The organism is Microvirga lupini, assembly GCF_014191055.1.
GTDB lineage: Bacteria > Pseudomonadota > Alphaproteobacteria > Rhizobiales > Beijerinckiaceae > Microvirga > Microvirga lupini_A.
Genome location: NZ_JACHWB010000002.1, coordinates 94383 through 114557, shown reverse-complemented (window position 1 = coordinate 114557; position 20175 = coordinate 94383). Strand labels below are relative to the sequence as shown.

The 20175-nt window shown below is 62.6% G+C and carries 17 protein-coding genes; 6 read left to right on the top strand and 11 right to left on the bottom strand.

Annotated elements, in window-relative coordinates; all coding sequences use genetic code 11:
* Nucleotides 1-468 precede the first annotated feature (468 nt).
* The 4 genes from FHR70_RS07580 to FHR70_RS07565 all read right to left on the bottom strand — a co-directional run bounded on the left by FHR70_RS07580 (nt 469) and on the right by FHR70_RS07565 (nt 7101).
* Nucleotides 469-1629 carry a cystathionine gamma-synthase gene (locus FHR70_RS07580; protein WP_183448786.1) on the bottom strand — a complete coding sequence of 387 codons (1161 nt, stop codon included), beginning with the start codon at nt 1627-1629 and terminating at the stop codon, nt 469-471.
* Nucleotides 1629-3002, bottom strand: coding sequence for a pyridoxal-phosphate dependent enzyme (locus tag FHR70_RS07575; RefSeq protein ID WP_183448784.1), 1374 nt, complete (start codon nt 3000-3002; stop codon nt 1629-1631). Before FHR70_RS07575 ends, FHR70_RS07580 begins: the two co-directional genes overlap by 1 nt.
* A gap of 184 nt (nt 3003-3186) precedes the next feature.
* Complete coding sequence (locus FHR70_RS07570) at nt 3187-6333, bottom strand: right-handed parallel beta-helix repeat-containing protein (protein ID WP_183448781.1); 3147 nt, start codon at nt 6331-6333, stop codon at nt 3187-3189.
* 456 nt (nt 6334-6789) lie between these two features.
* A complete protein-coding gene (locus tag FHR70_RS07565; protein WP_183448780.1) occupies nt 6790-7101 on the bottom strand; it encodes a hypothetical protein in 312 nt (103 codons plus the stop codon).
* Between the two features lie 121 nt (nt 7102-7222).
* Here FHR70_RS07565 and galE point away from each other — a divergent pair, with 121 nt between their 5' ends.
* From galE to tyrS, 5 genes are all read left to right on the top strand, one after another.
* The gene (gene galE, locus FHR70_RS07560) at nt 7223-8215 is read left to right on the top strand and encodes a UDP-glucose 4-epimerase GalE (RefSeq protein ID WP_183448778.1); all 993 of its coding nucleotides are present in this window, start codon (nt 7223-7225) and stop codon (nt 8213-8215) included.
* Between the two features lie 107 nt (nt 8216-8322).
* Nucleotides 8323-8859 carry a DoxX family protein gene (locus FHR70_RS07555; protein WP_183448777.1) on the top strand — a complete coding sequence of 179 codons (537 nt, stop codon included), beginning with the start codon at nt 8323-8325 and terminating at the stop codon, nt 8857-8859.
* A 134-nt stretch (nt 8860-8993) separates the two neighbouring features.
* Nucleotides 8994-10079 carry a LolA family protein gene (locus FHR70_RS07550; protein ID WP_183448765.1) on the top strand — a complete coding sequence of 362 codons (1086 nt, stop codon included), beginning with the start codon at nt 8994-8996 and terminating at the stop codon, nt 10077-10079.
* Nucleotides 10080-10199: 120 nt separating this feature from the next.
* Nucleotides 10200-11174 carry a phosphoribosylaminoimidazolesuccinocarboxamide synthase gene (locus tag FHR70_RS07545; protein WP_183448763.1) on the top strand — a complete coding sequence of 325 codons (975 nt, stop codon included), beginning with the start codon at nt 10200-10202 and terminating at the stop codon, nt 11172-11174.
* Nucleotides 11175-11379: 205 nt separating this feature from the next.
* Complete coding sequence (tyrS, locus tag FHR70_RS07540; RefSeq protein WP_183448761.1) at nt 11380-12633, top strand: tyrosine--tRNA ligase; 1254 nt, start codon at nt 11380-11382, stop codon at nt 12631-12633.
* A gap of 3 nt (nt 12634-12636) precedes the next feature.
* On the opposite strand, the gene FHR70_RS07535 is transcribed toward tyrS, so the two are convergent.
* The 5 genes from FHR70_RS07535 to FHR70_RS07515 all read right to left on the bottom strand — a co-directional run bounded on the left by FHR70_RS07535 (nt 12637) and on the right by FHR70_RS07515 (nt 16135).
* Nucleotides 12637-13500: an alpha/beta fold hydrolase gene (locus FHR70_RS07535; RefSeq protein ID WP_183448759.1), complete on the bottom strand. Its 864-nt coding sequence runs from the start codon at nt 13498-13500 to the stop codon at nt 12637-12639.
* Nucleotides 13501-13759: 259 nt separating this feature from the next.
* A complete protein-coding gene (locus tag FHR70_RS07530) occupies nt 13760-14452 on the bottom strand; it encodes an EAL domain-containing protein (protein ID WP_484502671.1) in 693 nt (230 codons plus the stop codon).
* Nucleotides 14453-14624: 172 nt separating this feature from the next.
* Nucleotides 14625-15008, bottom strand: a complete 384-nt coding sequence (locus FHR70_RS07525) for a DUF1622 domain-containing protein (RefSeq protein WP_246407939.1) — start codon at nt 15006-15008, stop codon at nt 14625-14627.
* Between the two features lie 74 nt (nt 15009-15082).
* The gene (locus tag FHR70_RS07520; RefSeq protein WP_183448755.1) at nt 15083-15286 is read right to left on the bottom strand and encodes a YgaP family membrane protein; all 204 of its coding nucleotides are present in this window, start codon (nt 15284-15286) and stop codon (nt 15083-15085) included.
* Nucleotides 15287-15403: 117 nt separating this feature from the next.
* Nucleotides 15404-16135, bottom strand: a complete 732-nt coding sequence (locus FHR70_RS07515) for a L,D-transpeptidase (RefSeq protein WP_183448753.1) — start codon at nt 16133-16135, stop codon at nt 15404-15406.
* A 255-nt stretch (nt 16136-16390) separates the two neighbouring features.
* Here FHR70_RS07515 and FHR70_RS07510 point away from each other — a divergent pair, with 255 nt between their 5' ends.
* Nucleotides 16391-16969 (top strand): tyrosine phosphatase family protein, encoded by a 579-nt coding sequence (locus tag FHR70_RS07510; RefSeq protein ID WP_183448751.1) that lies wholly within the window; start codon nt 16391-16393, stop codon nt 16967-16969.
* Between the two features lie 21 nt (nt 16970-16990).
* On the opposite strand, the gene cueR is transcribed toward FHR70_RS07510, so the two are convergent.
* A complete protein-coding gene (cueR, locus tag FHR70_RS07505; RefSeq protein ID WP_183448749.1) occupies nt 16991-17446 on the bottom strand; it encodes a Cu(I)-responsive transcriptional regulator in 456 nt (151 codons plus the stop codon).
* Complete coding sequence (locus FHR70_RS07500; protein WP_183448747.1) at nt 17443-19971, bottom strand: heavy metal translocating P-type ATPase; 2529 nt, start codon at nt 19969-19971, stop codon at nt 17443-17445. The genes cueR and FHR70_RS07500 overlap by 4 nt, the downstream gene beginning before the upstream one ends.
* Between the last annotated feature and the right edge of the window lie 204 nt (nt 19972-20175).

Below are 20175 nucleotides of genomic sequence, written 5' to 3'. Positions count from 1 at the left end.
GGCTGCGGGTGTGAGGTCAGGCGGTCGAGCAATGTTCTCACTTTGTTCTTGACTTCTGTCCTAAGCTGGGCTATATCATGGTTCATCCTCGTCCACAGAGGGGCGCGCTCGCGAGGCGTCGCAGATGCGGGACGAGGCGCGGTCCCGCCGCAGGTCTCGCACGCCTGTGATCGCGGGTGGCCGATCCTGGCGCAGATCCAGGTCCGCTGAAACAAACCGCGCGTGACGAGCAGATCCGGCTCTTCACTTCTCACCACACCCATCGAGCCGGGCTGCCCAGCACGCCTCCCTCGACTGACCTGACGGCTCGCAGCCCACCCGCTGCGGGCCTGAAGGTGCTGGTTCTTTGAAAAGAGAAATGCGTCCTGCCCCCGGATATGAGCCGAGACGATCGTGAAGCTCGGCGCTTCATGCAATCGCGATCACCGGCACAAGGCCGGTGACGACGGAAGGTAGAAGGGCAGGCTTCTACGCCAACGCGGAACGCAGATCCTGGATCAGGTCATCCGCATCCTCGATGCCGACCGACAGGCGCACGAGGCCGTCATCGATGCCGAGTTCGGCGCGAACCTCCGGCGGCACGGAGGCGTGAGTCATGATGGCTGGATGCTCAATCAGGCTTTCCACGCCTCCCAGGCTCTCGGCGAGCGTGAAGAGTTGGCAGCGCTCCAGGAAGCGCGTCGCGCCGTCGAGCCCACCTTTGATGCGGGCGGTGATGATGCCGCCGAAGCCGCGCATCTGGCGCTTGGCGAGGTCATGCTGCGGATGCGAGGCGAGGCCCGGATATATCACGCCGTCCACACCCGGATGGGCTTCGAGGAACCCGGCGATCTTAAGCGCCGAGGTGCAGTGCCGCTCCATGCGCAGCGACAGGGTCTTCAGGCCGCGCAGGGCGAGGAAGCTGTCGAAAGGGCCCGAGACCGAACCGACGGCATTCTGCAGGAACGCGATCTTCTCCCGGATTTCCTGGTTCTGGCCGACGATCACAACGCCGCCGACCATGTCGGAATGGCCGTTGAGATATTTCGTGGTGGAATGCACCACAATGTCGAAGCCGAATTCCAGCGGCCGCTGCACATAGGGGCTGGCGAAGGTGTTGTCCGCGACAAGCCATGTGCCATGCCCGCGCGTCGCCGCCGCAATGGCTTCGAGGTCGGCAAGCTTGAGGAGCGGGTTCGTCGGCGTCTCGACCCAGACGAGCTTGGTGTTGGGGCGCAAAGCCGCCTTCACCGCATCGGGATTGCCGAGATCCACATAGGTGATGTCGAGGCCGGCCGACTGCCGGCGCACGCGCTCGAAGAGGCGGCGCGTACCGCCGTAGAGATCGTCGGATGCGACGATGTGCGAGCCGTGCTCCAGCATGTCGAGGATGGTGGCGCTCGCTGCAAGGCCGGAGGAGAACGCAAAGGCCGCCGAGCCGCCCTCAAGATCCGCAATGCAGCGCTCGAAGGCCATGCGGGTCGGGTTCTGCGAGCGGGCATATTCGAAGCCCTTGTGAACACCCGGGCTCTCCTGCGCGAAGGTCGAGGTGGCGTAGATCGGCATCATCACCGCGCCGGTGGTGGGATCCGGCGACTGGCCTGCATGGATGCAGCGGGTGGCGAAATCGAGTTGGTTGCGGGCGGTCATTATGGATGGATCCGGAAGAAGTTGATGAGGTCGATGCGGGTGGCGAGGCCCACGAAGGTGTCGCCGTCCATGATCACCGGCACGAGGCCGGCGGCGAAAAGGGGCAGAAGTTCCTTGACCGGAGCGTCGGCGGACATGGTCTGAAGGCGTGTCACCATGACGTCGCGCACCGGTTTGTCGAAGACGCTCTGAGGTGCGCCCTCGTTGGCAACGAGCGCGTCGAGAATATCACTCTCGTCGATCAGCCCAACCACGTGCCCGTCCTCGATCACCGGCAATTGCGAGATGTCGGAGGAGCGCATGCGGGCAAAGGCCGAGCGCAGGGTCTCGCCCGGCGAGACGAAGATGGTCGCGCCTTCGCCGAAGGGGTTGATGACCACATCGCGCGCGGTTCCCGTGACCTTGCGGTCGAGCCAGCCTTCCTGGGCGATGAAGGCATCGTTGAACACCTTCGACAGGTACTTGGCGCCCGTGTCGCAGACGAGGGTGACGACCCGTTTCGGTTCAGTCTGCTCGCGGCAATAGCGCAGGGCTGCGGCCAGCAGCGTCCCTGACGAGGAGCCCGCCAGGATGCCTTCCCTGCGCAGGAGTTCGCGGGCGGCCGAGAAGCTTTCCTTGTCGGTGATGGAATAGGCTTTCCTGACCAGGGAGAGGTCGCAGTTCGGCGGCACGAAATCCTCGCCGATGCCCTCCACGGCCCATGAGCCGGCTTCCGTCATCTGACCTGTCTCCACCAACGGCGCGAGGATCGAGCCTGCGGGGTCGGCCAGCACCATGGCGGTCTTCGGCGATGCTTTCTTGAGATAGCGCCCAATGCCCGTGAGGGTGCCGCCGGAGCCGACGCCGACCACGACCGCATCCACGTCGCCGTCCATTCCGTCCAGGATCTCCGGGCCCGTGCTCGCCTCGTGGGCGGCCGGGTTGGCCGGATTCTCGAACTGGTTGATATAGACCGCGCCCGGCGTCTTGGCGGCAATCGCCTGAGCGAGATCCTGGTAATAGTCCGGGTGGCCTTTGCCCACGTCGGACCGGGTGATGACCACCTCGGCACCGAGGGCCTTGGCGTGGAGCACCTTTTCCCGGGACATTTTGTCCGGCACCACGAGGAGCGTGCGGTAACCCTTGCTGGCCCCGACCAGCGCGAGCCCAACGCCCGTATTGCCTGCGGTGGCCTCGATGATGGTGCCGCCGGGCTTCAGGCGCCCGTCGGCTTCGGCCGCCTCAATCATGGCGCGGGCCGGCCGGTCTTTGATGGAGCCGCTGGGGTTGGCGCTTTCCAGCTTCAGGAAGAGCTTGCAGGGGCCGGTGTCGAGACTTGTGACCTCCACAAGAGGGGTCCGGCCAATCAGGTCCAAGGCTCCATGGGCAGCCATATTAGCATCTTTCAAATGTGGAATTTGTTATTTGTTTCTTTGGCGTGTGAAACTGCCCCGTACTTATAGATCCCAATGTACATTGTCACCTGCTCTTCCGATCACTCAACTGCGATCCGGCAGATTGGTGCCGGAAGCAGAAAAAGCCCCGGCTTTTGGCCGGGGCTCTTCGGAGAAGATGCGGTCAGATGACGAAGAAGTCTTTGTAGGTGAGCTTGAGATTTTTGCTCAGCTGAGCAAATTCCACGGCCTCCTTCGATCCCGAGCCATCAGCGTCGTAGGAGAGAACGCCTGTCTTCTTGTTGTAGATCAGGTAATCGTCGCGCTCCCGGGCCTTGGTGCCGATCACGAAGAACTCCTTGTCCAACTGCGTCGGGTTCGCCGCCGTCCCGCTGCCGAGCTTCTTGAACACGGCGTTGTCGAGCATGAAGCTGTCGTACCGGACATTGAAGTCGACGACGGTGTCGAAGTTCACCTTGCGATCCGTCGAGGCGGTTCCAAGCTTTGAGTTGAACACGAAGGCATCGCTACCGGCGCCGCCATAGAGCCGGTCGTTGCCGGCGCCGCCGTTGACCACATCATCGCCGGTGCCGCCATAGAGCCGGTCGTTGCCGACGTCGCCATAGACCCGGTCATTGCCCGAGCCGCCATCCACGGTGTCATGTCCGGAGCCGCCATAGACCCGGTCGTTGCCGAGGCTGCCATAGACCCGGTCGTTGCCCAGTCCGCCATTGGCATAATCGTTGCCCGAGCCGCCATGGACATAATCATTGCCGCTCCCGCCGTAGACCTTGTCGTCGCCGCTCCCGCCGTAGATCTTGTCGTTGCCGATGTCTCCGTACAGCTTGTCATTGCCGGCGCGGCCATTGATTGTGTCATTGCCGCCTTTGCCATTGATGATGTCGTCGATGTTGTCCCGGCCGTTGAGCGTCTCGGATCGGATTGAACCATTCCGGGTGACGACCTGATTGCCTGTGTTGACCGGCGGGGGAGGAGGGGCGACCACGTTCGCGACCCATGTGTCGCCAACAAGCATGCCATCCTTGAACTGCAGAGTCTCGATGTTCAGCAGGGTGTCCGTGCCTTCAGAGGAGCCGCTGACACTTCGATTCGCAAGAGTCCCGGTGATCTTGTAGCTCGCACGGTCGCCGGCATAGATTGCCACGTCGGCACTGCCCAGGCTGCCGTTCAGGGTATCGTTGCCGGCTCCTCCATCGAGAGTGTTGTTGCCTGCGCCGCCATCCAACAAGTCGTTGCCGTCGCCGCCCCTCAAGGTGTCATTGCCGCCATAGCCATACAGCTTGTTGTTCGCGCTATTGCCAACGATGAGATTGTTAAGCTGATTTCCTGCGCCTTCGGTTGCTACACCAGCGAGCCAAAGATTCTCCACATTGGCTGCCAAGGGGTTGGAGGCGATGATGGAGACGGAGCTGATGATAGTGTCGATTCCTTCTCCAGCCGCTTCCAGCACGATATCCTGAGCGCGATCGACATAGTAAGTATCGTTACCCAACCCACCCTTCATCGTGTCGGCACCGCCGCGCCCGTCAAGGATGTTGTTTCCGGCATTTCCGTTCAGAATATTGGCGACAGCATCTCCATAAGCAGCAATGTCGGCCGTTCCGGTCAGCGTCAGCTCCTCGGCCTCATCCGCAATCGTGTAAGTGACGCTGCTGAAAATACGGTCATAACCACCGCCGACGTCCTCGTTGATGAAATCTCCGACGTTGTCGACAATATAAAGGTCGTTGCCAGTGCCGCCGACCATGGAATCGGCGCCAGTGCCACCATCCAGGGAGTCGTTGCCGGTTCCGCCTTTGAGGGTGTCGTTTCCGCCGCCGCCAAGAAGAGCGTCAGCGCCATCTCGACCTTCAAGAGTATTTCCAGCGCTATTGCCGGTGAGGACGTTATCGAGCTCGTTGCCGTAGCCGTTGATCGCCGCGATCCCGGTCAGGGTCAGGTTCTCGACGTTGGCTCCGAGGGTGTACTTGGCCGAAGCGAACACATGATCGATGCCTTCGTCAGGCTTTTCGGTGACCACATCGTCTGTTTTGTTGACATAGTATGTGTCGTCACCTTTGAGGCCAGCCATCGTATCGATACCAGCAGATCCGGTGAGCGTGTCTGCGTTATCCGTTGCCGTACCACTGGTCACGTTGCCGGTGATTTCAGTTCCCGTCGGCCCAGCTGCGATGTTTGCAGGTTCCTCGCGGATCGCGTAGCGCGCATCCTCCGGGTTGATGACGTTGTTCAGGATCTTGGTGCCAGTCGAGTAGTAGTTCTTGAGAGGGTTGGTGGATGGATCATTGTCCGGGTTTCCATCCGGGTAATCGCTCCGCAGGTCAATCTGAACTTCATCATACTTTTTGATCGCTTCCTGAGAGTTGTTCGAAATGAAGCTGTCCGTAAGAGCTGTGTTGACGGAGCCCTCAATGCGCACGCCATAGCGCATGTTTTCGTAAACATTGGCTCCGCTGATGGTCACAGCGTCTGACAGTTTAACCAGAATTCCTTCACGGGTGTTGCCATAGTATTCCCCCCCGATGATCTGAACGTTCGTGACATGGGCGATCTCCGCCTCATTGCCGCGCTGGATGTCGCCGCGTTGAATGACGATGCCTGCGCCACCGGTCGAACCCCAGCCATTGTCATAGGCAGTGTTGTTCTCGAGGATGATATTGCTCGAGGCATTCTGGATGTTGAAACCATGGCGCCCGTTGTTGTAGGACTCGTTGCCCGAGTAGACGCCGCCAACGACTCCGTCCGCCACGAAGCCGTCTTTCCCGTTGTTATGCGCAACGGAATTTGTAACCGTGAAATTATAGGTGATCTCGTGCGGATTGATCCCATAGCCCGTGCAGTTCTTCACCTCGATGTTGTCGAGCGTGATATTGCTCTGTTTGCGGCCAGAGCCGTCCTCTTTGATGCCGCAGATGAAGCCGGCTTGCTCTCCTAGGTTGTTTTCACGGTTGCCGTCGATGACAAGATTGGTAATCGTGACATTCTCGACACTGACGGTATCGGTCCGGACGATACCGTTTATCTTGGCATCGTAGTTGTTTTCGAGTTTGATGATCGTCTGGTGATCGCCCGATCCGGAAAGCTTCACCCCGGACAGGAGTTCGATAGCGCCATTCGACGCATTGGTTCTGTCTCCCGTCACGACCCAGGTTCCCGCGCCGAGTTGGACCTCCACCTGGCCCCCTTGCGGGTTTTTCAGATACTCGGCATTCGCTTTCGCAATGGCGTCTTTGATCTTGGCGACGTTCTCTGCTGCGGCTAGTTCTTCATTCGGATTGGTCGAGGGGCCTTCGACGGTAATGAATGCCATTATTTCGTATCCTTCGCTTGAATGGGTCGAGGAGCGTGCTGGCATGCGCCATCGTCACCGGAACGCCGTCCAGCACATGCAATGACTGCCAATTGTCGTGTTTCGCCGATCGGTGCGGCGTCGTTCAGAGCCGCTTCGGTGTCAGTCTGAGGAAGTACCGCTGCCGTTCGAGCAGACGATCCATTCCGATCAACAAGGCGGAGCCGGTCCTGCCTTTGGTGTAGTCATGAGCATAAGGCTGTTTCCTCTGCAGTAACTGCGGGATTGCTCAAGATTAAATAGGCATTTTCTCAATTTCGAAATGGAGCAATTTCGTATTGTCGATGCAATTTCGAGTTAATGCGCCTGCTGAGGCGACGAGGGCTAATGCTGTTGAAGTACCTGATCTACCCCAAATGGATCTGCTCCTTCCCAGAAGAGGTCTGGAACATATAGCCCAGTTTAGGAAGGCCTGCTTCACTTGAGCATGTCGAACAACTGCCCTGAGCACTGGGCGACAAGGATAAGGAGGAGAACGCCGATGAACCAAAGCCAAGAGCCACGTCGCTGAGGCTGAGCCTGCGGCTGCGGAGATGGCTGGGCATGGGTGTTCATGACCGGCACAGGGGGAGAGGGCAGGCGTTCGATCAGTTCGGCCGATGCTGCCGGGATGCTGCCGGACATTCCGATGAACCGAAAGCTCACCGGGATTCCGCCCACGAACCCGACCTCGGCCGGCTGAATCACGGCTTCGTGACGAACCCACCAATATTCCTTACGATCGTCCATTCTGCATCCGTCCATGTCTGACAGACTAGTCTAACGCCAATCAACGCCGGCTTGATCTGGAAATCCAGCCGCAATAGAGCCACCATGGCAAAATGTTGAGCGGGTGCTTCCAGGAGATCTCATGAACGTTCTTGTGACCGGCGGGGCCGGATATATCGGCGGCCATATGGTTCTGGCTCTGCTCGATGCGGGGCACAGACCTATCGTGTTCGACAATCTGTCGACCGGCTTCCGGTGGTCGGTGCCGGAGGGCGTGCCGCTCGTTGTAGGCGATATCGGCGATTTCGAACTGGTTCTGCGCACCCTTCAGGCCCACCAGATCGACGCCATTGCGCATTTTGCCGCCAAATTGGTCGTGCCCGAATCCGTGACCGATCCGCTCGGCTATTACCTCAACAACACAGTGAAGAGCCGCTCCCTCATGGCCGCGGCTGTTGCGGCCGGAGTCAAGAAGTTCGTCTTCTCCTCGACAGCGGCCGTCTACGGCAATGCGTCCGACAGGCCCCTTGGAGAGGATGCACCCTTGGCGCCTCTCTCTCCCTATGGCAGCTCCAAGCAACTGACCGAAGTGATGCTCCGCGACGTCGCGGCAGCCCACGACATGCGCTACGTGATCCTGCGCTACTTCAATGTGGCCGGTTCGGATCCCGCCATGCGCCACGGCCAGTCGACGGCGAATGCCACCCACCTCATCAAGGTGGCGATCCAGACGGCTCTGGGCATGCGCTCCCACATGGAGGTCTTCGGCACCGATTATCCGACGCCGGATGGGACCTGCATCCGTGACTACATCCACGTGACGGATCTGATCGAAGCCCACATGCTCGCCCTGAGCCACCTCGACCGTGGAGGCGAGAGCCTCGTGGTGAATTGCGGCTACGGGCACGGCTACTCCGTCTCCGAGGTGATCGAGACGGTGCGCAAGGTCTCCGGAAAACCCGTGGAGGCGCGTTTTGCGCCCCGCAGGGCCGGTGATCCGGTGACCATCGTGGCGAACTCAGACCGCATCCGCTCCCGCCTGGGTTGGCAGCCGCGCCACGATGACCTCGCCAGCATCGTGGATCACTCCCTGCGCTGGGAAAGCATGCTTCGGGAAAGAAATCTCAAGCTGTAGAGACCTGAGAGTTCCCGTCCGGCGCTAAGAACAGGTTAAGAACCTTTCCGTCAAATGCTCTCCCAGCGCTGGCCGATTCCCGGCCGGCGGACGCGGAGGGCAGGGGCATGGACAGGGGTGCAGGAATCAACGGAGTTCTGCTGCTGAACCGGCTTCTGCTGGCTGGCTGCTTCCTGCCCGCGGCGTTTGGGCGGGCCATGAACATCTCCGGCTTTGCCGCGACATTAACCATGAAGGGCATGCCCTATGGGGATGTGGTGGCAACCGTCGTCGTCACGGCGGAGGTCTTCGCGCCTCTTGCGTTGGTCCTGGGCCTGGCACCGCGCCTGAGCGCTTCCGTCCTGATTGCTGCCCTCGTGGTGACGACCGGAACCCTGCACCGTTTCTGGGATTACGGTGGGCTGACCCGACAGGCCGAGCAGGCCGTGTTCCTGTCACATCTCGGGGTTCTCGCGGGGCTTCTCTTCTACACCCTCACAGGACCCGGCGCCTGGAGCTGGCAGGCCCTGTGGAAGGGCATCGGCAGCCCGGCGAAACCAGCCAAGGCCAAGAAGCGCCAGCCCTCACGCCCACGCACCCCGAAGCCGCGGCCGGCGCCCGTGCGTCAGGCCATGGATGACGATGAACTGGCGGATGCCGCATGACGTGCCTTGGACACGAATCGCTTGCCCCGTCAGGGTTCCTGCCTTCATTCAGCCTCTTATCCCGGCCATAAATCCTTGATGGGCCGTGCTTTTGCGCACGGCCCCTGGTGCTTTTTCAGATTAGCAGTGGCGTCATGCTCCATTCGTCCTCGCGTTGCATTCTCGTTCTTGCCTTTGCCCTGGCGTGCGTGGCTCCAGTCGCCGCTCAGCAGCCCTCCGATCCCGTGACACGTTTCCTGGACGGCATCTTCAAGAAGCCGGCGCCCCCAGCGGGCGCCCCTCAGGCTGCGCCGCAGGCCGAGCCCGCAGCACCGGCGCCTGCAAAGCCGAGCCCGCAGGCTCAATCCCGTCCGCAGCCCAGGGTGGCCGCTCCAAAGCCGGCGGCCCCGGCACCGCAAAAGGCAGCCCAGCCGAAGCCGAAGCCTGCTCCCCAGACAGCCTCAAAACCTGAGCCGAAGCCCCAGGCTTCTGCCATCGTCTCTGAAAAGCCGAGCACGCAATCGCCTGCGCCCGAGTTCCAGAAGCCTGCCCCGACGCCGCCTGCCCAGACGGCAGAGCCGCCCAAGCCCGTTGAAGCACCGACCCCGGTGAAGGTTGCCGAGCCGCCGAAGCCGGCGCGCTCGACCCCGGTCCAGGCTGCCCCGGCCGTCACGGCCGTCGCCGCACCCGCATCGTCCCCCACGCCGACCTCGCCGCCCGGGCCGAAGTCACCGGAGGAGGCCCTCGACCGGGTCAACGCCTATTTCAACAGCCTCGATCAGCTGTCGGCCTATTTCGTGCAGAAGAACCCCAACGGTCAGCAGGCGGAGGGCAATCTCTCCATGCGGCGTCCGGGCCAGTTCCACTTCGCCTATGCGCCGCCGAGCACCCTCGAGGTGGTCTCGGACGGGCGCAACGTGGCGATCCGCGACAAGAAGCTCGGCACCAACGATGTGTACCCGGTTGGCCAGACGCCCCTGAAGTTCCTGGTGCAGGACAACATCGACCTGTCGCGGGACACCAAGGTCCGCGACGTGCAGGTGGGGCGCGACGGCATCGTGACGGTGCGCTTCGACGACAGCGCCACCCTCGGCGGCACGTCCAAGATCACCCTGCGCTTCGACACCCGGGCCAATGCGCTCAAGGCGTGGACCATCGTCGACGCCCAGGGCTACGAGACCACGGTAACCCTGTCGGGCCTCAATGCGACCTATCGCCGGGATGCCCGGGCCGGGCAGTAAGCCCGTTCTGGTGGACAGGGCAGGTTTTTGGCCCCTGGGGTCTAGCATGGGCGCAATTTCCGGCTAGAACTCCGCCTGCCGCCACTGCAGGGCGGCGAGGAAAATCCTTGGCAGGTCAACATGGTCGATAAAGCAGCCCTTGGAGCCTATGCCGGCTACGTCCTTGAGGACGCCACCATTCCGGAGCTGCCGAACCACTACCGCGGCAAGGTGCGCGACAATTACGACTTGGCCGATGGGCGCCGCATTATCATCGCGTCCGACCGCCTGAGCGCCTTCGACCGCAACCTCGCGGCCATTCCGCTCAAAGGCCAGGTGCTGACCCAGACGGCGAAGTTCTGGTTCGAGCAGACGGCGGACATCTGCCCCAACCACGTGATCGAATACCCGGACCCGAACGTGCTGGTGGGCCGCAGGCTCACCATCCTGCCGGTCGAGATCGTGGTGCGCGACTATCTCGCCGGCACCACGGGCACGTCGATCCTCTCCCTCTACAAGACGGGCGAGCGCGAGATGTACGGCATCCGCCTGCCGGATGGCATGCGCGACAACGAGAAGCTGCCTCAGACCATCATCACGCCGACAAGCAAGGCCTTCCATGGCGGTCATGACGAGCCTCTGACGCCGGCCGAAATCGTCGGACAGGGACTGCTGAGCGAGGAGCAGTGGCAGACGGTCTCCGACTACGCCCTCGCGCTCTTCGCGAAGGGCAGGGCAATGGCCCGCGAACGCGGCCTCATCCTCGTCGATACGAAGTACGAGTTCGGCATCGACGAGAACGGCACCATCATGATCGCCGACGAGATCCACACGCCGGACTCGAGCCGCTACTGGTTCCTGGAGAGCTACCGGCAGCGCTTCGAGGCGGGGGAGCGGCCCGAGAGCTTCGACAAGGATTTCGTCCGCACCTGGGTCGTGGCGCGCTGCGACCCTTACAAGGACGAGATCCCCGAGATCCCGCAGGACGTGGTGCTGGAAACCTCGCGGGTCTATATCGATGCCTTCGAGCGGATTACAGGACAAGCCTTCACGCTGCCTGATCCGAGTGTGCCGGTGCTGGAGCGGGTGCGTCGGAATCTGAAAGCGTATTTCTGAAATCGGTTGACGCTCTGGTTTCCTGACCGTAGTTTGCGCCCATGATCACCGGCCGCACCACTTTCACGAACTATTTTACGCCGTCCCCATAGGGCGGCTCCGTTCGGTTGCGACCAGACGTTCGATGCCGCCGCTCTCCGGCGGCATCTTCATTTGGTGATCAGGTCTCCGGGCAGCGGCTCCCGCTAAACCCCAGGAGACAGACATGAGCACCCCGAAATCCGAATTCCTGAAGACGCTGACCGAGCGCGGCTTCATCCATCAATGCACCGATCTCGCTGCTCTCGACGAGCGGCTCTCGGCAGGGGCAGTCGCGGCCTACATTGGCTTCGACGCCACGGCGGACAGCCTCCACGTGGGCAGCCTCGTGCAGATCATGACCCTGCGCTGGCTGCAGAAGTGCGGCCACAAGCCGGTGGTGCTCATCGGCGGCGGCACCTCACAGATCGGCGATCCGAGCTTTCGCGATGCCAGCCGACCGCTGCTCAAGGCTGAGCAGATCGCCAGGAATGCAACAGGCCTCAAGCAGGTCTTCTCCCGCTACCTCACCTTCGGCGACGGGCCGACAGACGCGGTGATGGTGGACAATGCCGACTGGCTCGACCCGCTGCGCTACCTGCCGTTCCTGCGCGACTTCGGCACCCATTTCACCATTAATCGGATGCTGAGTTTTGAGAGCGTGCGCCAGCGGCTCGAGCGCGAGCAGCCGCTCACATTGCTCGAGTTCAACTACATGGTCCTGCAGGCCTTCGACTTCCTCGAGCTGTCACGCCACCATGCGTGCGTGCTGCAGATGGGCGGCTCGGACCAGTGGGGCAATATCGTCAACGGAATCGAGCTCGCCCGCCGCATCGACCAACGCCAGCTCTTCGGCCTGACGACACCGCTTATCACCACCTCGGCCGGATCGAAGATGGGCAAGACGGCAAACGGCGCCGTGTGGCTCAATGCGGCGAAGCTCAGCCCCTACGAGTTCTGGCAGTTCTGGCGCAACGTCGAGGACGACGATGTCGCCCGCTTCCTACGTCTCTTCACCGAGTTGCCGCTCGACGAGGTGCATCGTCTCGGGCAGCTGAAGGGAGCCAAGATCAACGAGGCCAAGCACATCCTCGCGATGGAAGCGACGAAGCTCGCTCATGGAGAGGAGGCTGCGCGAGTGGCTGCGGACACCGCACGCCGAACCTTCGAGGAGGGGGAGAATGCCGCCGGGCTTCCGCGTATCGGCCTGCCAAAGTATGAGCTCGACGCTGGAGTGACCGTCGCGCAGCTTCTCATCCGTGCGGGCCTGTCAACCTCCAAGAGCGAGGCCCGCCGTCTCGTGCTCAACAATGGCGCCAGGCTCAACGGGACTCTCGTGCAGGATGCGGATTCGCATGTGACCGCAGCCGATCTCACCGGGGGAGCCTTGAAGCTGACCGTCGGCAAGAAGCGGCATGTTCTGGTGCACGTGGGAGAGTGAGGCTCAGGGAGGAACGGTGGTCTGCAGCAGGTCACCGTTCCGGCTCTCCTGATGCGAGGCGAGAAACGTCTTTATGGCCTTCGCCACAGCGCGTGGCCGTTCGACCGGGAGCATGTGCGTCTCGCGTTCGAACAGCTTCAACTGCGAGCAGGGGATCATGCGCGCAGTCTCCGCCATGGCCTCGACATCGAAGAACGGGTCCCTCGTGCCTCCGACGATGAGCGTGGGAGCCCGGATGGTGGTGAGCCATGCGGGATCCCGACGGAGATCTTCGCCCGCGACCGCATGGAGCCCGCGGACGATGATCGCTGGATCGTTCATCGTCTCATGCAGACGCGTGCGCTCCTGACGGAGCCGCAATCGCAGCAGCCAGTTCAGCCAAGGGCGGCGGAAGACGAGACCGAACTCGTCGAGAAATCCTTCGAAGTCTCCCCGCCACGCGCATTCGATCTGCCTGTCGATGCTGCGGCGCCCCTCGGATGAGAAACGATGGGCGCTCACCATCAGGATCATCTCCCTGACCAAATCTGGATGCTCCGCCGCGAGTTTCGCAGCAACGAAGCCGCCGAAGGAGATGCCCATGATCGTGGCAGGGCCGATCTCCTCCCGCAGGACCTGCGAGATGTCCACCACGATGGTGCCAATGCCATAGTTGGCAGGAGGATAAGGCTCGTATCCCAGAATGTAGATTGCTCTGTCGCGGGGCAGCAGGCGCGAAATGCGCTTGGCATCGCGCAAGGCGCGGGCCGGTGTGGGACGCCTGACGAAGGCCTGTCCGCCGTTGAGCACGAGAATGGGGTTTTGCCCTGAACCAACCTTCACATAGGGGATCCGGTTCAGGAAGAGGCCTGATTGGAACGCGTTCATGATGATCTGCGATGTCGAAAGCAGCCGCGCCGGACCTTCAGGAGGCGCACGAGGTCAGCTGCTGATGTCGAAAAATACCTGCCCGGATGAGGTCGCCGTGCTTTCAAGCGACAGGCTGCATCAGCCATGCGACTGAGGCGGCATGATAGGGCAGAAATGGAGCCGGCGGACACTGGAAGAGTGGCGGCGGCTGGCGGCCGGGACAGCGTTCCTAATGGCTGTTTGCCGCTGCGTCAACAGCCGAGGTTATAGGCGCGCGTCAGGCCCTGAGCGCAACCGCCGGCAGGGTCTCAATGGCGGGGTGGGCGAACAGGAAACCCTGGAACAGATCGATGCCGGCATTCTTCAAGGCCGCAAGCTCCGCCTCCGTCTCGATTCCTTCGGCGATGATCGTGATGTCGAGGGCGCGCGCCATCACCAGAATGCCTGAGACGATGGCCTGACGGGCTGCGGAATCGGCAATGCCGCGAATGAGCTCCATGTCGATCTTGATAAGATCGGTCTGGAAGTTGGCGAGGAGATTCAGCCCAGCATGGCCCGCCCCGAAATCGTCGATGGCCGTGATGAAGCCGAGACGCCTGTATTCCGCGATGATCCTGGCGACGTGCTTTGTGTCCGCCATGCGCTCGTTCTCGGTGAACTCGAACATGATGCGTTTCATGTCGAAGCCGACGCGGCGTGCTGTTTCGAGGGATGTCCTGATGCAGGCGGCGGGCTCATAAACGGCGTTCGGCATGAAGTTGATGGAGAGCTTCGTGTCCCCCGTTGCCGGAAAGAGGCGGCCTGCCAGTTCGATGGCCTTCACCCGGCAGGCCTGGTCGAACTTGTACTGCCGCTCCTCGTCCACCTGGCTCAGGATGGCCCCTGCTGACTCGCCCTTGGTGCCGCGCACGAGCGCCTCGTAGCCCCAGACGACCCCTCGCGTGAGATCGATGATCGGATGGAAGGCCATCGTGAAGTCGAACGGAAGCGGTTCGCCATTCCGGCATCCCTGACATCCTGACGTCGTCTCTCTCACAGGCGCTTCCATGCTGTTATGCCGAATTGGCAGGTCAATATGGGCATCATGTCTTGCAATTGCCCTAACGGTACCAAAAGAGGTCCGCGAGGCCTCTACTCCGGCGTTAGGCCGTGCGGCGTGAGGAGCGTTCGCCTTCTTCCTTGTTTCGATCCCACGGCCAGCGTCCCTCGATTTCGACTTCGAGGGAGAAGCTCAGGAAGGTCCGGATCAGGACAATGCCGCCAAGGACGAGGAGGCTCTGGAGCGTCGGATCGACGGCAACCGTGTTGATGATGTCGGCCGCCACGAGAAACTCGAGTCCGAGCAGGATGGCGCGCCCCAGGTTGGAGCGATAGAGGGTGAAAGCCTCCGATCCGGAGCGGCCCTGCAGCACCTGCCAGATCACGGCAATGCTGGCGCCGAAAAGCCCGAGGACGATGATGGCGATTCCGCCGATCTCGATGACGCGCGTCATCAGCTTCAGCGCCGAGGGAAACCATTCGTCCATGGGGGCTCCTGTGCCTCTGTGTTCCTACAGAGTCATAGGACAGCGGGCTGAAGCCTCCAGAGGGTGAGGGAAGCTCAGGTGAAGCCGGCCTTGCTCGGCAAGCCCATGCGCTTGAACATCATCACCACCGGGCACATGCCGGTGAATGACGCCTGCACGAGATGAGCGCCGAGGATGCCCGTGAGCCAGAGCCAGTTGATGTTCACGTAAACGGCGAGCAGCACACTGACGATGATGAGCCCGCCGACGGTCAGAAGGATCGCGCGTTCGACTGTCATGACCATGCCTCCAGCAGAGACGCAAACGATCCTACACGCCGCGTACGACAGGTCACGTAAGAAAAAGGGCTAGCCAGCGGCCAGCCCTTTGCTGTGTTTCGGTTGGTGCAGGTGCCCTCAGAATGCCGACGAGACTCGCAGCTCGTCTTCGACGTCGAAGAGGCGCTGTCCCTGCAGCACCACGACCGGCGAGCCGACCGGAACGCGGCTGTGGAGGTCGATGATGTCCTGGTTGAAGAGGCGAATGCAACCGCTTGAGACGGACTGGCCGATGGACCAGGGTTCGGTCGTGCCGTGGATGCGATACATGGTATCGCGTCCGCCGTCATAAAGATAAAGGGCGCGTGCACCGAGCGGGTTGTTGAGGCCCCCCGGCATGCCGCCGGCCCACGGACGGTTGCGCTCCGGCTCTCGCTTGATCATGGCCGCGGTCGGCGTCCAGCTCGGCCACGCGGCCTTGCGGCCGACGCGGGCGCGGCCGCTCCAGGCGAGGCCTTCCTTGCCGACGCCGATGCCGTAGCGGATCGCGCGGCCGCCCTCGCGCACGAGGTAGAGATAGCGGGATTGCGTATCGACCACGATGGTGCCGGGCTCCTCGCGACCATAATAGGCGACCTCACGGCGCAGGAAGCGGGGATCGACCTCGGAGATGTCGGTTGCCGGGAGAGGATGGGGCTCGTCGGGGCGGGGCCCGTACATCGCCGCATAGGCCGGATCGATGCGGCGCACGGCCTGTTGCGCGGGAGGCTGGGTGGACACGCAAGCCGCCAGGGCAACGGGAAGAAGCAGGAAAAGCGCGCGAACGGCTCTTTGCAACAGGGATCGGCTCGGGGCCAGTGCAGCAAACATCAGTGGGGAACCTGCAGTTTCTGATTATTGGCTTCATCCGCCGGTCCTTACGGGCGGCGGCATTCCTCAAAAGACATAGTCCCAGGAGTGTCGAGAAGGTGAATCTTCGGTGGCCGGAATGTGGCAGAAGGCGCCTGTGGTTTGCAAGACACAGTCTTTTGAACGGGACGATCCAATTCAGGAGCCATGAGTTAACCTCCCGAAAAGATCCGATAAGGTGTTAGTCCCGGTTCCAGCCTTCGAGCGAGTGCTTTGATGCAATCCCATTCCATAAAGATGCTCACGATCTGCGGCATCTCGGAGCTTCCCGATCAGCGGGAGCGATCTGTCACCCATGTGCTGTCGATTCTCGACCCGGATCACCCGGATCCCGAGGCCTTCGGATCCTACGATCCCCATCACAGGACGATCCTCCGCTTCCATGACATCATCAACCCGATAGAGGGCATGATCCTGCCGAAGCCCGAGCATGTGGAAGCGGTGCTGCGATTCGGTGACGAGGTGGCTCAGAACCGGGGTGAGCGGGCCGAGGGACATCTCCTGGTTCACTGCCACATGGGCGTGTCCCGCTCGACAGCCGCGATGCTGACGCTCATGGCTCAGACGAATCCAGAGGAGAGCGAGGAGAGACTCTTCGAGAGACTGACCGAGATTCGTCCTCAGGCATGGCCGAACTCGCTCATGATTGCATTTGCCGACGGGCTTCTGTCCCGCAACGGGCGGCTCATGGATGCTTTGCGCCGGCATTACGGACGCCAGATCCGCCGCATGCCCCGTTACGAGCAGCTCATGCGCGGTCTCGGCCGCAGCCGCGAGGTGGAAATGGCGGCCTGACAGCCGCCATCTGCATAAGGCTCATCGAGCCGAGGCCTTGCCCAGCACGCCGAATTTCGCATCCGGCTTGATGTGAGCCTGCCCCGCCTCGTCATTCGCCAGCTCCTCCAGGATCGGGCAATGCGGACGCGTGTCGCCATGGCAGTTCCTGGCGAGATGCTTTAAGGTCGAGGCCATCTCCTGCAACTCGCGGATCTTGCGCTCGAGCACGCTCACATGCTCCAGCGCGATGTCTTTCACGTCTTTGCTCGCGCGCTCGCGATCCTGCCAGAGCGACACGAGATCGGCGATCTGCTCGACGGAGAAGCCGAGATCGCGGGCCCGGCGGATGAAGCGCAATGTGTGCACGTCATGGTCGGAATAGACCCGGTATCCGGCTTCCGTCCGCACGGTTTTCGGGATCAGCCCGATGGATTCGTAGTAGCGGATCATCTTGGCGGAGACGCCGGATGCTTGAGCGGCCTGTCCGATATTCATGCGACACCTTCAGCATTGCGAGCGGCAGGAGCGGTGCCCTGCACGGAGGGAACGGGAGCCTTGAAGCCGCGCAGCCTCAGGGCGTTGCCGAGAACGAAGACGCTGGAAAGCGCCATGGCACCTGCCGCGAAGATCGGCGAGAGCAGGATGCCGTTGAACGGGAACAGGACACCCGCGGCGACCGGGATCAGCAACACGTTGTAGGCGAAGGCCCAAAACAGGTTCTGGTCGATGTTGCGGATCGTCGCCTTGGACAGGGCGATGGCGTTCACCACGCCGCGCACGTCGCCCGACATGAGCACCACATCGGCGCTCTCGATGGCGATATCCGTGCCCGTGCCGATGGCAATGCCGATATCGGCCTCGGCGAGCGCCGGCGCGTCGTTGATGCCATCCCCCACGAAGGCGATCTTGCCATGGGATGCGCGCAGCCGCTTCACCACATTGACCTTGCCCTCGGGCAGGACCTCCGCCGCCACCTCGTCGATCCCGATCCGCCGGGCAATGGCCTCAGCCGTCCTGCGGTTGTCGCCGGTGATCATCGCGACCTTGAGCCCGAGGGCATGTAGGGCCGCAATGGCCTCGGGCGTCGAGGGCTTGATCGGGTCGGCCACGGCGATGATGGCGGCAAGGCGGCCGTCGATGGCCGCATAGAGCGGGCTCTTGCCCTCGGCTCCAAGCCGGACGGCCGTGTCGGCGAACTCCGCGATGGGGAGGCCGAGCTTCGTCATGAAGCGGTCCGCGCCGACATCGACCTTCCGGCCTTCCACAATGGCCGAGACGCCGAAGCCGGGCACGGCCTCGAAGCTGTCGGTCGAGGGCAGGCTGAGACCGCGCTTCTCGGCGGCCGTCACGATGGCCTGGGCAATCGGGTGTTCCGACCGTCCCTCCACGGCGGCGACGAGCCTCAGCGCCTCGGCTTCAGAGACACCGGGTGCGGTCACGAAGTCGGTCAGGTCCGGGCGCCCCTGGGTGAGGGTGCCGGTCTTGTCGAGGGCAACCACGCCAACCTCCTTGAGGCTCTGCAGCGCTTCACCCTGGCGAAAGAGCACGCCGAGTTCCGCCGCCCGGCCGGTGCCGACCATGATCGAGGTCGGCGTGGCCAGACCCATGGCGCAGGGGCAGGCGATGATCAGCACGGCCACTGCATTGACCAGTGCGAAGGTAAGCGCCGGTTCCGGGCCGAAGACGAGCCAGACCAGGAAGGTGAGGGCAGCCGCGGCCATCACGGCGGGCACGAACCAGGCCGTCACCCGGTCGACCAGCGCCTGGATCGGCAGCTTGGATCCTTGCGCCTGCTCGACCATGCGGATGATCTGGGCCAGCACCGTCTCGGAGCCGATGCGGGTGGCCCGGAACGTGAAGCTGCCGGTCTTGTTGATGGTGCCGCCCACGACCTCCGCGCCTTGAACCTTCTGCACCGGCAGCGGCTCGCCGGTGATCATGGATTCGTCCACGAAGGAGGAGCCTTCCACCACTTCGCCGTCGACCGGGATCTTTTCGCCCGGGCGAACCTGGACGATGTCACCGGCGAGCACCTGATCGAGCGCGATCTCCAGGGCTTGGCCCTCGCGCACCACACGGGCGGTCTTGGCCTGCAGGCCCATGAGGTGCTTGATCGCCTCGGAGGTGCGCCCCTTCGCCTTGGCCTCGAGATAACGCCCGAGCAGGATCAGGGTCACGATCACGGCGGCCGCCTCGTAATAGACGTTGGCCATTCCGGCGGGCAGGAGGCTGGTCAGGAAGGTGGCCACCACCGAATAGGCATAGGCAGCGCTGGTGCCGAGCACCACGAGGGAGTTCATGTCCGGCGACCAGCGCAGGAGAGCCGGCACGCCCTTGCGGAAGAAGCGCAGGCCGGGCCCGAACAGCACGAGGGTGGTGAGCGCGAATTGCAGGTACCAGCTGGTGCGATGCCCGAGGGTCTCCATCACCCAGTCATGAATGGCCGGGATGAAGTGGGAGCCCATTTCGAGCACGAAGACCGGCAGGGTGAGGAGGGCCGCAACGGTGAGGGAGCGCCGGAGGCCGGAAATCTCCGCCTCTCGGGCCGCGCGCTCGCGATCGCTCTGGTCGTTGTCCTGCCGTAGCGCCTCGGCCCCGTAGCCGGTCTGCTCGACGGCGCCGATCAGGCGGCTCAGCATGTCGGCTCCGCCGAGGTAGCGGATGGAGGCGCGCTCGGTGGCAAGATTGACGCTGGCCTCCAGCACGCCCGGAACGCGCTTGAGCGCCTTCTCGACCCGGCCGACGCAGGACGCGCAGGTCATGCCGTCGATCTTCAACTCGACCGTGCTGTCGGAGGGCTCGTAGCCTGCAATCCGGATCGCCTCGGCCACAGCGGCGGGATTTGCTCCGGCCGACCCGAATTCCACATGGGCCCGCTCCGTCGCCAGATTGACGTTGGCGGCCTTGACGCCCTCGACCGACCGGATGGCTTTCTCGACCCGGTTCACGCAGGAGGCGCAGGTCATGCCCTGGATGGGAATGTCGATGGCGCCGGTGGTGGCAGGCTTGCTCGCGGCCATGAGAAATCTCCTGATCCTGATATGGGGAGCAGGTTTAGTCCTTCCAATGATGGGAAGGTCAAGCGCTCGTCAAAACCAAGCTGCCAAGGCCTGCCGGTCCTTGGAACCGGGCTCGAAGCAGAGTCATTGATCCGACACGTTTGCCACATACGCCGCGCCCTTGGGCGTCCTGGCAATTGGACCTCTTGGCAAGTGGACCTCTTG

What these genes read in the sequence shown, in the direction of transcription:
- FHR70_RS07575 (WP_183448784.1), bottom strand. Translation starts at nt 3,002, where the DNA reads ATGGCTGCCCATGGAGCCTTGGACCTGATTGGCCGGACCCCTCTTGTG.
- FHR70_RS07555 (WP_183448777.1), top strand. Translation starts at nt 8,323, where the DNA reads ATGGACAGGGGTGCAGGAATCAACGGAGTTCTGCTGCTGAACCGGCTT.
- FHR70_RS07580 (WP_183448786.1), bottom strand. Translation starts at nt 1,629, where the DNA reads ATGACCGCCCGCAACCAACTCGATTTCGCCACCCGCTGCATCCATGCA.
- FHR70_RS07510 (WP_183448751.1), top strand. Translation starts at nt 16,391, where the DNA reads ATGCAATCCCATTCCATAAAGATGCTCACGATCTGCGGCATCTCGGAG.
- FHR70_RS07520 (WP_183448755.1), bottom strand. Translation starts at nt 15,286, where the DNA reads ATGACAGTCGAACGCGCGATCCTTCTGACCGTCGGCGGGCTCATCATC.
- FHR70_RS07550 (WP_183448765.1), top strand. Translation starts at nt 8,994, where the DNA reads ATGCTCCATTCGTCCTCGCGTTGCATTCTCGTTCTTGCCTTTGCCCTG.
- galE (WP_183448778.1), top strand. Translation starts at nt 7,223, where the DNA reads ATGAACGTTCTTGTGACCGGCGGGGCCGGATATATCGGCGGCCATATG.
- FHR70_RS07530 (WP_484502671.1), bottom strand. Translation starts at nt 14,452, where the DNA reads ATGGCCTTCCATCCGATCATCGATCTCACGCGAGGGGTCGTCTGGGGC.
- FHR70_RS07565 (WP_183448780.1), bottom strand. Translation starts at nt 7,101, where the DNA reads ATGGACGATCGTAAGGAATATTGGTGGGTTCGTCACGAAGCCGTGATT.
- FHR70_RS07570 (WP_183448781.1), bottom strand. Translation starts at nt 6,333, where the DNA reads ATGGCATTCATTACCGTCGAAGGCCCCTCGACCAATCCGAATGAAGAA.
- FHR70_RS07525 (WP_246407939.1), bottom strand. Translation starts at nt 15,008, where the DNA reads ATGGACGAATGGTTTCCCTCGGCGCTGAAGCTGATGACGCGCGTCATC.
- FHR70_RS07535 (WP_183448759.1), bottom strand. Translation starts at nt 13,500, where the DNA reads ATGAACGCGTTCCAATCAGGCCTCTTCCTGAACCGGATCCCCTATGTG.
- FHR70_RS07500 (WP_183448747.1), bottom strand. Translation starts at nt 19,971, where the DNA reads ATGGCCGCGAGCAAGCCTGCCACCACCGGCGCCATCGACATTCCCATC.
- FHR70_RS07545 (WP_183448763.1), top strand. Translation starts at nt 10,200, where the DNA reads ATGGTCGATAAAGCAGCCCTTGGAGCCTATGCCGGCTACGTCCTTGAG.
- FHR70_RS07515 (WP_183448753.1), bottom strand. Translation starts at nt 16,135, where the DNA reads ATGTTTGCTGCACTGGCCCCGAGCCGATCCCTGTTGCAAAGAGCCGTT.
- cueR (WP_183448749.1), bottom strand. Translation starts at nt 17,446, where the DNA reads ATGAATATCGGACAGGCCGCTCAAGCATCCGGCGTCTCCGCCAAGATG.
- tyrS (WP_183448761.1), top strand. Translation starts at nt 11,380, where the DNA reads ATGAGCACCCCGAAATCCGAATTCCTGAAGACGCTGACCGAGCGCGGC.